The organism is Halovenus anhuiensis, assembly GCF_037080055.1.
In the GTDB taxonomy this organism is placed as follows: Archaea; Halobacteriota; Halobacteria; order Halobacteriales; family Haloarculaceae; genus Halovenus.
The window spans coordinates 716,769-730,117 of the sequence record NZ_JBAOJI010000001.1; the positions used below are offsets into that span (position 1 = coordinate 716,769).

A 13,349-nucleotide genomic window follows, 5' to 3' on the forward strand; every position below is an offset into this window, starting at 1 on the left:
TTCCGCGTCGGATTATTTGAGACGCTCCTGCAGGAAAGAGGGGTGGGCCGCGCTGACACCGTCTAGTTCCATGATTTCGTCGTTGATGATCTCGCCGAGGGAGTCACCGTCTGGCGCTCGGATCTCGGCCATCAGGGTGTGATCGCCACTCGACGTGTAGAGAGATTCGATGGAATCGAGTTCTTTCAACGCCCGAGTCACCTCCACGTACTGCTCGCTCTCGACGTCGACACCGACGATAGCGATAGACTGGCCGGAGAGTTTCTTGGGATCGACGTCGGCAGAGTAGCCGACGATCACGCCCTCCTCTTCCAGTTTCTGAATATACTTGCGGACAGTGGGCTTGGAGACGTCCGCCCGCTCGGCGATCTCCGCGTACGATGCCTGCGCATCCTCCTCTAAAACCGATAAAATACGTTGTTCCGTAGCCTCTGCGCTCATACTCTACTCTTTCACACCACCAGAAAAATATCTTCCGAATCCATAAGTGAACTTTTCCCGGACAAACCCGGAACAGATTCCGGCCGTTCGACCGTCTGTCCGTGGTCGTGAGAAGTCGGTCAGGTGTGTCGGCCGAGCAGTTCGTCGGCGGTCCGGGCCCACTCTGCGTCCTCGTCGAAGTACCGTTCAGCGAGGGGATCGGCCGGCATCTCACCGGTTTTGCGTTTCTCCTCACCGTAGGAAAGTCGGTTATCGTCGCGGTAGAATCGACCGGTCAGGACCTCACCCTCGTAGAGTCGGTTCTCGGCTTCGTACATCATGTCGGCCGCCTCGCGGCGGTTGTTGATATCGAAGTCGAACTCGTCGTCCTGCTGGATGTCGGTGTACGGGACGTACTCCTTGGCGTCCTTGTTCCAGGTCGGACACTGGGTCAGGAAGTCGATGTGAGCGAAGCCGTCGTGCTGGATGGCCTCGGCGAGAATCTCCTGGGCCTGCCGCGGGTTCGTCGCCGCCGTCCGGGCGACGTAGGAGGCCCCCGAAGCCAGCGACAGTGTCAGCGGCCGCACCGGATCTTTCGCGCTGCCGCTGGGCTGCGTTTTGGATTTGTGTCCCTTCGGGCTCGTCGGTGAGGTTTGCCCTTTCGTCAGCCCGAAGATTTCGTTGTTGAACACGATATATGTCATGTCGTGGTTCTCCCGGGCGGTGTGCATGAAGTGGTTGCCGCCGATGCCGTAACCGTCGCCGTCACCGCCTGCCGCGACCACTTCGAGACCGGGATTGGCGAGTTTGGCCGCGCGTGCGACCGGGAGCGAGCGGCCGTGGATTGCGTGATAGCCGTAGCTCTCGAAATAGCTGGAGAGTTTGCCCGAACAGCCGATGCCGGTCACGAGCAACACCTCTTCGGGCGTGCGACCGACTTCCGGCATCGCCCCCTTCAGCGCCTTCAGGACCGCGAAGTCACCACAGCCCGGACACCACGTCGGCTGTGGCTCCACCCCCGGTGTGAAGTCGTCTTTCTCTGCCTGTTCCTCGGTATCGATGGCCGTGAATGCTGTCATCTGTGATCACCTAAATTAATCTCCCGCCGCCGGTTCGAGGCGCATGTTTCCGGTCAGTTCCGCGCTGCCGGAGAAACTCGACTCGAAGCCGTCGACGATTTCGCCGGGCTCGAACGGTTCGCCGTCGTATTTGAGCAGACTGGTCAGTTTCCGGCCGAACCGACCGAGTTCCTTCTGTGTCAGCCCGCGGAACTGCGCCGACGCGTTCATCTCGACGACAAGACACTCCTCGACGCTTTCGAGGAACGCGGTCACTTCGCTCTCCGGATAGGGCATCAGATCGCTGACGCCCAGCGCCTTGACGCTCTCGCCGCGTGCGTTGAGTCGGTCGACGGCCTCGAAAGCGGTGTCCTGCTGGCTCCCCCAGACCAGAATCCCGTGAGTCGCCTCGGACGGTCCGTAGTGGGTCTGGTGCGAGGAGTCCATCTCGTCGAGGTCCTCCCGGATGGAGGTGAGTTTGCGCATCCGACGATCCATCTGTGCCTTGCGGTTGTCCGGCGATTCGGAGATGTGTCCGACCTCCTGTGACTCGTTGCCGGTCACGAGGTGCCGGCCTCCCTTCTGGCCGGGAATCGACCGCGGATTCGAGCCGTCTTCGACGTCGTGGCGGTACCGCTGGAACTTCCCGGAGGCGTCGTGAGCCGCCTCGGCGAGTTCGTCCTCGGTGAGCACGCCCTCCATGCCGGCGGTTGGCTCGCGGTCGAAGAAATCGACCGGCACAGTTCGGAGTTCGCCCTGAATCTTCTGGTCGTAGACGACGATAGCCGGCAGATTGTAGCTGTATGCCAACTCGAAGGCCTTGCGCGTCTGGTCGTAGGCTTCCCGGACGTTCGCCGGCGCGAAAACGACCCGACACGAGTCGCCTTGACTCGTGTACAGGACGTGTTCCAGGTCGGCCTGCTCGGGTTTGGTCGGCATCCCCGTCGACGGCCCGGCCCGCATCGCCTCGACGAGCACGATCGGTGTTTCTGTCATCTCCGCGAGTCCGAGCGGTTCGCTCATCAGCGCGAACCCGCCACCGGAAGAGCCAGACATCGCCTTCGCACCCGCATGCGAAGCGCCCAGCGCGAGCGCGGCGGCCGCAATTTCGTCTTCGACCTGCTCGGAGATGCCGCCGAAATGCGGCAGGTTCTGTGACATGATCGTGAACACGTCCGTCCACGGCGTCATCGGATACCCGGAGATGAACCGACAGCCCTCGTCGAGGGCACCGTAGGCGATGGCGTTCGAGCCGCTGAGCATCGCCATCTCCTGGTCGTGGTCGCCTTCCGGCACGCGGAGGTCGTGTGTGATGTCGAACTCCTTGGCGCGGTCGTAGGCCTTCTGGAGGATATCGAGGTTCTGCTCTTGGTTCTCGCCACTCATCGCCTCCCTGATCAGTCCCTCGAAGTGCGTCGTGTCGATGTCCAGAAGCGCCGCCGTGATACCGATTCCGGCCGTGTTACGCATCACTTCTCGGCCGTGCTCGCGGGCCAGCGCGCGCAGGTCGACCGGGTAGACGTGCCAGTTGTTCTTCTCGGCACGCTCTTCGAGTCCGATCTCGGCGACTGCCTCCTCGTCGATCAACCCTGTATCGTAGACGATCACGCCCCCCTCGTTCAGGTCGTCGAGATGCTCGGTCAGTGGCTTCATCTCCTCGTCGCCGTAGTAAGCGTCCTCGCTCGGGTTGCGCGCGAAGCTATCTCCCAGCGAGAGGAGGAAATTGAAGCCGTCGCCACGCGAGCGGACGCGCTGTTCGCCGGCACGCACTTCGACGTACGTATGACCGCCACGGATGCGCGACGGATAATGCCTATGTGTGAAGATGTGCAAACCAGCCCGCATCAGCGCTTTCGCGAAGTTCTGACTGGTCGAATCGATTCCATCGCCTGATCCCCCGGCGATCCGCCACATCAGTGTGTCACTCATGGTGACCACCTCTCAATCCATGTACACCGCATACCTATACTGTGACGGCCTCGTGACTAAAACCTTGCTACAAAATAACATTCAACATGGTTAATCACCACAAATAACCGGGAAAATATGGGCGCAACTATGTGGAGAGTAGACAAAAACGAAGAAGATCCTAAACGATTGTTCAGGAAAAACCGGGATCGTGGTTGCGGGAGTCCCAGCGCAGCGACTCCCATATCAGGTCGTTGAGATTACCGCGGGGCCTGGCTGTAGATCAGATTTCGCTGGATCGGGTTCGCACCTTCGTAGATGACCGGCACACGAACGTCGCGGTAGACTCGTGAGATGCGGTTTTCGTTCAGCACGGAGCGGCCGCCGTGCAGTTGCATGCCACGTTCGGCACATTCGGTCGCGGCCTCGGTCGCGGTGGTTTTCGCGAGTGCGGCCCAGTAGCCGGGTCGGTCACCGTTCGCGACTTTTTCGACGGCGCGCCAACTCAGCGCACGCGCCGATTCAAACTCCATGCGCATCTCCGCGAGATCATGTTGGACAGACTGGAAATTGTCGATGGTGCGGCCGAAGGCCTCCCTGTCGTGAACGAACGCCGAGGCCTCTTCGATTGCGGCGGCCGCGAGGCCGAGACCGTGTCCAGCAACGACCGCGCGGCCGTGGTTGAAGAAATCAGCCATCACGTAGAAGCCCGCCCCTTCGTTGCCGACGAGGTTCTCTTCGGGAATCCGGCAGTCGTCGAAGGTGATGTGTGCCTGCTTGGAGGCACGATAGCACATCTTCTCGGGGATGTGCTCGGCGTGGTAGCCGGGAGCGTCGGTGGGGACGATAAACAGCGAGAAATTGCCGTAGCGGTTGTCCTCGTCGTGGCCCGTGCGGGCGTAGATCGTCAACCAGTCGGCCTCGACACCGTTGCCGACCCAGTACTTCTCGCCGTTGAGCACCCACTCGTCGCCGTCCTGGGTCGCCTCGGTCGACCCAGGGCTCGCTGAGCTTTGCTCAGGGGTGTCTTTCTCGGCGGTCGTCTGCATCCCGGCCATGTCGCTGCCGGTCTCGGGTTCGGAGACGCCGAGTCCGGAGCGCATCTCGTTTTCGGCGACGGGACGAAGATACTCTTCTTTCTGTTCTTCGGTCCCGTGTTCTTCGACGATGGTCGTCCCGAAGCCCGGAAGTTGCAGCGAGAGACCGAGTCCGGCGTCTGCTTTGTAAAACTCCTCAGCAATCGCGAGTTGCTCGTAAATAGAGAATCCGCGGCCGCCGTACTCCTCACTGATGGACTGGCCGACCAGTCCGGCCTCCTCGCCTTTCTTGACGATTTCCTCGGGATACTCGCCGCGGTCGAAGTACTCCTCTGCGTTGGGTTCGATGTGTTTCTCGGCGAATTCACGGGCCTCCTGTTTGACATCACGTGCGTGCTCCGGAACAATACTCTCTTCTAACAAATCCATATCAATGGTTAGGAGAGGAGACAAATAAAGAGCAGACCTACGAGGTTTGGGAGAAGAGTCAGACTTCGATTTCCTGCATCAGACTCACGAGTTCGTCGAGTTCCGGGAAGGTGTAGACTTTGACGTTGATGTCGGATTCCAGCGCCTGCACTCGCGAGTCGAACATCAGCGCCATCTCGTCATCGCGGTCACCGACGAGTTCGTTGACCATGCCGCTGCCGGGGCCGTAGGTGAACGTCGGCGTCGACATATCGATGGTCGTGTTCAGCACGTTCGCCCACCCGTCGATGAAACCAGAGGTCATGATGTTGCCGATTTCTTGGATCGCCGACCGCTCCATATCGGTGAACCCGTCGCTCGACTCCTCGCCGTTGCCCATATCGCCCATCATGCCGTGGGCGAGTTTCTTCGCGTCCTCAGCGTTGAACAGAAAGAGGATGTGGCCGTAGGGTCGTTCGGTCATCTCGATGCTGATGCCGATCTGTTTCTCGTCGCCGACGTGGGCCCGGATATCGGGGATGTCGATAAAGTTGATCTTGGTAATCTCCATTTCGGTCTCCATCCCGGTCATCTGACTGAGATGGTCGGCCACCGTGTTCCCGCCCTGCTTGGCCATCTTGTTGAACAACCCCAGCTTCCGAATATCGATCATCAGGCTCATGAATGAGTCGTTGTGCTCTCATTTTGCGCCGACCTATATAATACGTGTCCTCGAATTTTCGCAGGCGAGAATTGGCCGACGAAGCGGTCAGAGCGGCCGCAGACAGGCAGCCGGTTAGCGGAACCTGAAGCGGTTGCCGTCGTCGGTAAAGAGACTGGCGATGCCAGCGCCGAAAGCGAAGGCGAACCGCTGCGCGCCGAGTTGGACGCGCTGGGCCAGCGGAGACTGCGGCTCGAACTCCCGAACGGCAACCTCTGTGCCGAGTCGGTCTTCGAGCGTGTCGACCACGTCCTCTTTCGTCCCGAGTTCGTCGACCAGTCCCTCCTCGGCCGCTTTCGAACCGATGTAGACGCGTGCCTCGGTGGCTTCGAGGGCCTCTTTGTCCATCTCGCGGCGCTCGGCGACGTTCGAGACGAACTGCTCGTAGTAGTCGTCGATCAATCCCTGCAGATACTCCCGTTCGTGTGCTTCGAGTTCCTTCAGCGGCGTGCCCGCGTCTTTGTACTCGCCGGCGGTCAGTTGTTCGTACTGGATCCCGAGTCGGTCGGCCAGTTCCGCGGCGGTGACACGCGAGCCGATGACACCGATTGACCCGACGATACTGCCCTCCCGGGCCCAGATTTCGTCACAGCCACTCGCGATTTCGTAGCCACCGCTCGCGCAGGTGTCCGTTGCGTACGCAATTGTCGGCCCGTCGAACTGCTCCGCGGCGAGTTTGATATCCTCGCTCGGGACGATTTCGCCGCCGGGCGTGTTCAGCCGCACGATGAGTGCGTCCGCACTCCCGTCGGCGTCGGCGCGTTCGATCTGATCGACGATTCGATCTGCGCTGGCTCCGGTCGGCGGCGAGCCGAGCCCGCCGCCTGCGTTGCGGGTGATCGCTCCCGTGACGGCAACTTCCGCGACGTTGTAGGAGGGAACGATCGAACTGGCGGTCGAGCCAGCGATTCGGATCACCAGCGGTGCCAGAAGGACCACCAGCAGAATGCCTGCAAGCTCCAGGCCCGAACTGGGATACCAGAGAAACAGCGCCCAGCCAGCAGCCGCACCGATCGTTACGACCGCGACGAACACGACGACTCGAAGGATACTCTTGAGAAGCCCCATCGCTGTCCGTTCAGTTGGGCCCCGGAAATAAAAATCACGCCACTGGCGTCAGGCCGCCGCTTCGAGGACCGTGATCTCCTCGGCATCGGCCGCCTCGACGTCGAGATGCATCGGGATGTACTCTCGGCGTTCGTAGCTCTCTTTTTCTTCGGGCTGGCCGACGGTACACCACAGTTGCACCTCATCGGGGCCGTTCCACTCACACTGGCGGTTGATCCCGAAGCAGACGAACTCGGTACCCTCGTACTCGATGGTCGCACCCTTCCGGATGCCGGGGTCCCCGTGGATGATGAGTTTCTGCATACCGAACCGTTCACACAGTGCAGGTATAACAACTTCGGGTTTGCTCGATCAGGCGGGTTCGACCAGCGCCTCGAACCGGTCGGTGCCCTCCGGGGCCTCTATCGGGATCGTCAACTCGACCGATTCCCCGCCTTCGATTTCGTGAACCTCATCGACGCTTTTGATCGGCTCGTCGTCGCTGTCGAGTGCCCTGATCGTCACCAGAACGTCGCCTGTCGCCCCCTGATTTTCGACAGTCACCGTCGCAGCGACCGTTCGCCGACCCGACGTTGCAATTCGTTGCTCCATCTCGACTAACTCTGGATCGGGTTGGCCGACGAACAGCCCCGTACAGCCGCCGACGCCGCTCGCCACGGCGACCGTCGCGAGCGTAATCGCATCCCGGCGAGACCACTCGACCATGGACCGCACTCGGGTGTACCCGGGAATAAATGTGCCGGGTACGGCCGTTGTCAGAGTAAACGATTGATTGGTTTCAAAGAGTTTATTACCAGCGGATCAATAGAGGCAGATGGGCCTTGGAAGAGCACCCAACCCCACACTATCGAGAGATTCACTCCTGGATCTGGTTTGCAGCCATCATCGGTAGATACCACCCAGGGCCCCAACCCTTACATGCCGGCCAAACGCCGACCTGAACTGCTCGCGCGTCTGGCCGCATACCCCACTGTCTTTGAACTGTGAGTAGTCACCCGGGTGAACACGGCCACTCAGGTTTTCACCTGTCGCGACGACGCCCGTAGCGACGCGACTGCCGTCGCGGTCCGGATTCCGAGCTTGCTTCGTTAGACGCGGACGATTCGCCAGGAGCGCCAATTTCCGGAATTTCACGGCCGAGGTCGCCCACAGCGTCGGGGACTAGATCATCCTCGCCGTCTTCCTCGTCGACCCGATTCCAGGCTCGCAATCCCATCTTTCGGAGTCGGCGAACCTGTGGCAGCGTCACGAGGGTCACGACCAGCGAGGATGCCCCGAGCAATCCCATGAACAAAAGCGCCGCCGCGAGCAGGAGTTCGCCGTCGAGATACCGGTTCAGTCCGAAAAAGAAAAAGCCGATGCTGAATCCGGCTTCGATTTTCGCCTCCAGTAGCGAAATCGTCTCGTCGAACTTGGCGAGGCGGTTGTCGACAGCCGTCAGTGTCTCGTTGGCTTCCCGGACCGCCTGTTCCGCGTCGCCCTCGATTTTCTCGACGCGTTCGAGTGTCTCGTCGGCATTTTCGACCAACGTCTCGGCATTTTCGAGCGCGTTCACGAAGCCCTCGTCGCCGAGGATGTTCATCATCCTGAGCATATTTCCGAGGTCGGAGGCCATACCGTGAGCAATGGAGCCTGAAGCTTTGATTTTGGGGTGGACCACCAGTCAAGAAAACCGGCAGACGAAGCAGAAACCGGCGCCGCTGCCCCGCTGGCTTTCTCCCACGTGGAGACTTTCCCGACGGCCCAGCGTCGACGTCGGATCATTTTTTGCGTTCGGAGAACAAGTGATGTGCGATGAATTCACAAACGGCTGCGGCCGGGATGGAGCGGGGGCTGCGGGTCGCCGCCGCGCCCGCCGATCCGGGTCGTGAGGCGCTACTTGAGGCGGCACGGGGGACCGCCGAGGAGGTTGAGATCGTTGGGACCGGCTCGATCGGACAGCCAACTCTGGAGCCGCTGGTTCTCGCGACCGTCGACGGCCGCACCGCATTGTTGCCGACGCCGGGAGAGGAGGCGGTTCGGGCGGCTGTCGACCGACTGGCAGGCGGCGATCTTCCCGAGTCCGCATCATACGTCATCGAACACGAGACGGAAACGAAAACACTGCCAGTCCCCGATGACGGCCCGCTCGCGGTCGGACAGAGACGAGTAACTGCGTCCTGCGGCTGGCTGAACCCGCTCGCTTCCGAGGACTGGGACCTCTGCTCGGCCAGCGCGGACGCGAGCGAAATCGCCAATCTGGGAATCAGAGCACGCGGTCGGGGAGACGCGGTCGCAGATGACTCGGCGGCGACTGCCTGGGAGCAGGCCCGCGAGAGCGACGGCGACCCGTTGGTGGTGGTCAACGCCCACGAGTCCGACCAGCGCTCACGGGCAGACCGGTTGTTACTCGAAAGTTCGCCCATCGCCGTCCTCGACGGGGCCGCGGCCGTCGCGGGTGCTGTCGGCGCCGAGAGGGTGATCTGCTATCTGAACGAAGCCGACGACGACCTTCGCGAGCACCTCCGAGCGGTCGTCGACGCGGCAACAGATCTCCCCGTCGACACCGAGATAGCGACCGGGCCGGACCGATATCTCGCCGGCGAGCCGACGGTCGCGCTGGAGGCGATGGAAGAGGCGGATCGGCTCGAACCGCGGCTGCAGCCACCGGGGCCGGCAACCCACGGGCTGTACGGTCGTCCGACAGTGCTCCACACGCCCCGGACCTTCGGACAGATTCGGGCCGCGCTGGCGACACCCGAGGTCTTCGACACCGGCGCGGACGACCCCGGCACGCGACTGGTGAGCGTCACCGGCGATGTCGAGGAGCCCGCTGTCGTCGAACTCCCGACCGACGGGTCGCTCGCGGCGACCCGAGAGGCAGTCTCCGTCGACGGACGCTTCAAGATGGCCTGCGTCGGCGGCGCGCTGGGTGGACTCACGCGGGATCTTTCAGTCCCGCCGTCTGCCCCTGCGCTCCGGAGTGCTTCGCTCGGGACGAATGGGGTGGTCGAACTGTTCTCCGACCGTCGGTGCCCACTCGCAGTCGCCGGTGAGCGCGTCCAGTTCGCCGCCGAGGAGAACAGCGGCCGGTGCGTCCCCGGTCGGGAAGGGACAGTCCAGTTGACCGGACTGCTGCGCGATATCTACGACGGGACAATCGAGACGGAGAAACTACGCGAACTCGGCCGCGTCATGGAACGCTCTGCGAACTGTCAGATCGGCGCACAGGCACCACGGCCGGCACTCACCGCCGTCGAAGAATTCAGTTCAGAGATCCGTGCCCACGCCGATGGCCGCTGCCCGAGCGGCGCCTGTGAGGTCACTACGAGCGGATTTCACGGAGAATCAGTATGACGACAAATCAGCATCTCCCACGAACGCCAAACGTACAGAATCCCCAGCGAGAGACGCCGGTCACCGAGACATTCGAGAGCGGAACCGCGAACGATCCCGAGGTTGGCACACGGGACGACGAATCCACGACGCTCACTGTCGGCGGCGAGACGGTGACGGTTCCACCGGGGTCGACGATCATCGACGCGCTCCGGGCGCTCGACTCGGTGGCCGTCGACACCGGTGCCGACGGTATCGAGGACGGCGGCGTCGCCATCTCCGAGGAGGCGGATATCGCGGCACTCTGCTATTTCGACCGGACGGGCGATTGCAGCGACGAAATCGGACCAAGAAGCGAGTGCCGGACCTGCATGGTCGAGACCGACGAACACGGGCTCGTTCCCGCCTGTTCGTTCCCGGCCGAAGACGGGCTGTCGGTCAGCGTCGACGCGACGGAGGCTGTCGAGGCGCGGTCGGTCAATCTCGACCTCGTGCTCTCGAATCACAACCTCCGGTGTACGACCTGCAACGGCAACGGCCGCTGTGAACTCCAGCAAACGAGCGTCGAGCAGGGTGTCGAACACCCGCGGTACGGTGTCTTCGACGAGCGCGATCAGTACGAACCGCTGGACAGCACCTCGTCGTTCATCCAGATCGACCGCAACAAGTGTATCCTCTGCAACCGCTGTGTCGAGAGCTGTAACGACGTGCAGGTCGAAGGCGTCCTCCGGATCGAGGGGTCCGCAGGGGACACGAGAATCGCCTTCCAGAACGGCGCCGAGACGATGGCCGACTCGACTTGCGTCTCCTGTGGCCACTGCGCCACGGTCTGTCCGACCGGCGCGCTGACTGAGAAGGACATCAGCGGGACGACGACGCTGCCCATCCCTGGCTTCACCCAGGAGAACTCGGTCGGGACGGTAAAGCAACACGAGAACGTCGAGACCATCGACGACACCACAGCGCCGAATCGGTCGTTCGAGAAGCCACCGGGCAAGGGGGACGGACTCGGAACACTGGCCGACGGTGACTCTGCCATCTCTCGTGCGGCCGAGCGCGCGGAGTCGACACTCCGGACTCTCGCCAGCCAGTACAAACGCAGCGTGGTACAGATGGGTGAACACACCGCCGAGAACATCGCGGCGCGGATGCTTCCGGAGGGGCTACTCTTCGATATCGCGACGACTGTCGCCGACGTACAGATGCGACGGGTCGACCGCGAGGAGACGACCTGTGGGTTCTGTTCGGTCGGCTGTCGCTTCGAGATGTGGGGCAAAGGCGAGGAGTATCTCGGCGTCGAACCGGTTTCGGACCCTGACATGGCGCCGGCAAACAACTTCTCGACCTGCGTCAAGGGGAAGTTCGGTCACGAATTCGCCAACAGCGAGAAGCGACTCACGGAGCCACTGGTTCGCAACGACGAGGGCGAGTTGGAGCCAGCCTCGTGGGACGAAGCACTGGAGTACGTCGCTCGCGAACTGGATGGGATTCAGGAAGATCACGGAATCGACGCCGTCGGCTGTCTCGCCTCCTCGAAGGGGACCAACGAGGAGGCCTACCTCGTCCAGAAGTTCGCCCGTGAGGTGCTCGGCACCAAGAATATCGACAACTGCGCACGGCTCTGTCACTCCTCGACGGTCGCGGCACTCCAGCAGACGGTCGGCTACGGCGCGATGACCAACCGCATCAACGAAGATGTCGGCGAGGCCGACGCGTACCTGCTCACTGGCTCGAACACGACCGAATCACATCCAGTGCTGGCGACGCGGATCAAGCAGAACGTCCGCGAGGGAGCCGAACTGGTCGTCTTCGATCCCCGGAAGATCGGAATCGCTGAACACGCCGATCAGTTCACCCGGATCGAACCCGGCTTCGACACTGCCTGGATCAATGGTCTCATCCGCTATATCGTGGAAAACGACCTCCACGACGAGGCCTTTATCGAACGCAACACGACCGGCTTCGAGGAGGTCGTAGAGAAGGTCCAGCCCTTCACCCCCGAAAAAGTCGAGGAGCTAACTGGTGTTCCGCCCGAGGAGCTGAAGAGCGCGGCGGAGACGCTCGCCGCTGCCGAGGACGTGGTGATCGGTTGGGCGATGGGAATCACCCAGTCCAGTCACGGTACGCAGAACGTGCTCGCGCTGGCGGACCTGGCGCTGGTTCTCGGGCAGGTCGGCAAGCCCGGTGCCGGCCTCTCGCCGTTCCGCGGGCAGAATAACGTCCAAGGCGGTGGCGGTGACATGGGAACGCTGCCGGGCAGTCTCCCCGGGTATCAGGACGTGACCGACGACGAAGTGCTCGACAAGTTCGAGCGGGTCTGGGAACGTCGTCCGCCGGACGAGCCGGGTCTGAAGGTTCCGCAGATGTTCGACGAGATCCACGAAGGCAACCTCCGCGGGATGTACGTCGTCGGGGAGAATCCGGCGCTGTCGGAACCGGATATCAGTCACGCCGCCGAGGCGCTGGAGGAACTCGACCTGCTCGTCGTGCAGGACATCTTCCTCACGGAGACGGCAGAGTACGCCGACGTGGTGCTCCCGGCGGCGGCTTCGCCGGAGAAACACGGCACCTTCACCAACACCGAGCGACGGATCCAGCGCGTGCGGCCGGTCTCCGATGCACCCGGGAAGGCTCGGCAGGACTGGGCGATCCTCCAACAACTCGCGAACCGGCTCGGCTACGGCTGGGAGTACGATCATCCCCGGGAAGTCATGTCGGAGATCAACGATCTCGCACCGATCTACGGCGGTGTGACCTACGACCGCCTGGAGGCGGGCGACGAACACGGCCTACAGTGGCCCTGCCCGGACACCGAGCATCCGGGGACGCCCTATCTCTACGATTACGAGGACGGCGAGTTCAACTTCGGCGACGGCAAGGCTCGATTCGTGCCCGCGGACGCCCAGCGCCCGGGCGAGGAAATCGACGAACAGTATCCGCTGACGCTGACCTCCGGGCGGGTGCTCTATCACTGGCATACGGGCCAGATCACCCGCCGCGTCGAGGGGTTGATGAGCCACGTCGGCGAGAGTTTCGTCGAAATCCACCCCGACACCGCTGCCGAACTCGGCGTGGCAGACGAGGAGTACGTCCGCGTCGAGTCCCGCCGCGGCGAAATCGTCGTCAAAGTCGAGGTGACCGACCGTGTCGGACCCGGCACACTCTTTATTCCGATGCATTTCGCCGCCGGCGCGGTCAACAAGCTCACTCAGGAGAATTTCGACCCACAGGCCGGAATTCCCGAGTACAAAGTTGCGAGCGTCCGGGTGGATCCGCTCGGCCCTGACGCTGACGCAGCGGTGTTGCGGCGCCCCGACGTGGGCCGTGGCTCCGAGGGGACCGACACCTCGGCGGACGACGACTGATCGCAGACGTCGATTTTTGTTCGCGACAGCACGCCGTGAGAGTCATGCC

The 13,349-nt window shown here is 62.3% G+C and carries 11 protein-coding genes; 2 read left to right on the top strand and 9 right to left on the bottom strand.

Annotated features, from left to right (window positions below):
- Positions 1-12: 12 nt before the first annotated feature.
- The 9 genes from lrpA1 to V8P86_RS03720 all read right to left on the bottom strand — a co-directional run bounded on the left by lrpA1 (position 13) and on the right by V8P86_RS03720 (position 8,235).
- Positions 13-441, bottom strand: a complete 429-nt coding sequence (lrpA1, locus tag V8P86_RS03680) for an HTH-type transcriptional regulator LrpA1 (protein WP_336325886.1) — start codon at positions 439-441, stop codon at positions 13-15.
- Positions 442-560: 119 nt separating this feature from the next.
- Positions 561-1,499 (bottom strand): thiamine pyrophosphate-dependent enzyme, encoded by a 939-nt coding sequence (locus V8P86_RS03685; RefSeq protein ID WP_336325887.1) that lies wholly within the window; start codon positions 1,497-1,499, stop codon positions 561-563.
- 15 nt (positions 1,500-1,514) lie between these two features.
- Complete coding sequence (locus tag V8P86_RS03690) at positions 1,515-3,407, bottom strand: 2-oxoacid:acceptor oxidoreductase subunit alpha (RefSeq protein ID WP_336325888.1); 1,893 nt, start codon at positions 3,405-3,407, stop codon at positions 1,515-1,517.
- Positions 3,408-3,646: 239 nt separating this feature from the next.
- The gene (locus tag V8P86_RS03695) at positions 3,647-4,852 is read right to left on the bottom strand and encodes an acyl-CoA dehydrogenase family protein (protein ID WP_336325889.1); all 1,206 of its coding nucleotides are present in this window, start codon (positions 4,850-4,852) and stop codon (positions 3,647-3,649) included.
- Between the two features lie 58 nt (positions 4,853-4,910).
- A complete protein-coding gene (locus V8P86_RS03700) occupies positions 4,911-5,513 on the bottom strand; it encodes a chemotaxis protein CheC (RefSeq protein WP_336325890.1) in 603 nt (200 codons plus the stop codon).
- 114 nt (positions 5,514-5,627) lie between these two features.
- Positions 5,628-6,620, bottom strand: coding sequence for a signal peptide peptidase SppA (sppA, locus tag V8P86_RS03705; protein ID WP_336325891.1), 993 nt, complete (start codon positions 6,618-6,620; stop codon positions 5,628-5,630).
- Positions 6,621-6,668: 48 nt separating this feature from the next.
- Positions 6,669-6,923, bottom strand: a complete 255-nt coding sequence (locus V8P86_RS03710; RefSeq protein ID WP_336325892.1) for an HAH_0734 family protein — start codon at positions 6,921-6,923, stop codon at positions 6,669-6,671.
- A gap of 48 nt (positions 6,924-6,971) precedes the next feature.
- Positions 6,972-7,325: a twin-arginine translocation signal domain-containing protein gene (locus V8P86_RS03715; protein WP_336325893.1), complete on the bottom strand. Its 354-nt coding sequence runs from the start codon at positions 7,323-7,325 to the stop codon at positions 6,972-6,974.
- 316 nt (positions 7,326-7,641) lie between these two features.
- The gene (locus tag V8P86_RS03720; protein WP_336325894.1) at positions 7,642-8,235 is read right to left on the bottom strand and encodes a hypothetical protein; all 594 of its coding nucleotides are present in this window, start codon (positions 8,233-8,235) and stop codon (positions 7,642-7,644) included.
- Positions 8,236-8,414: 179 nt separating this feature from the next.
- On the opposite strand from V8P86_RS03720, the gene V8P86_RS03725 reads away from it, so the two are divergent.
- Together V8P86_RS03725 and fdhF are read left to right on the top strand one after the other, a co-directional pair.
- The gene (locus tag V8P86_RS03725) at positions 8,415-9,956 is read left to right on the top strand and encodes an NADH-ubiquinone oxidoreductase-F iron-sulfur binding region domain-containing protein (protein WP_336325895.1); all 1,542 of its coding nucleotides are present in this window, start codon (positions 8,415-8,417) and stop codon (positions 9,954-9,956) included.
- Positions 9,953-13,300, top strand: a complete 3,348-nt coding sequence (gene fdhF / locus V8P86_RS03730) for a formate dehydrogenase subunit alpha (protein WP_336325896.1) — start codon at positions 9,953-9,955, stop codon at positions 13,298-13,300. Before V8P86_RS03725 ends, fdhF begins: the two co-directional genes overlap by 4 nt.
- Positions 13,301-13,349 lie beyond the last annotated feature (49 nt).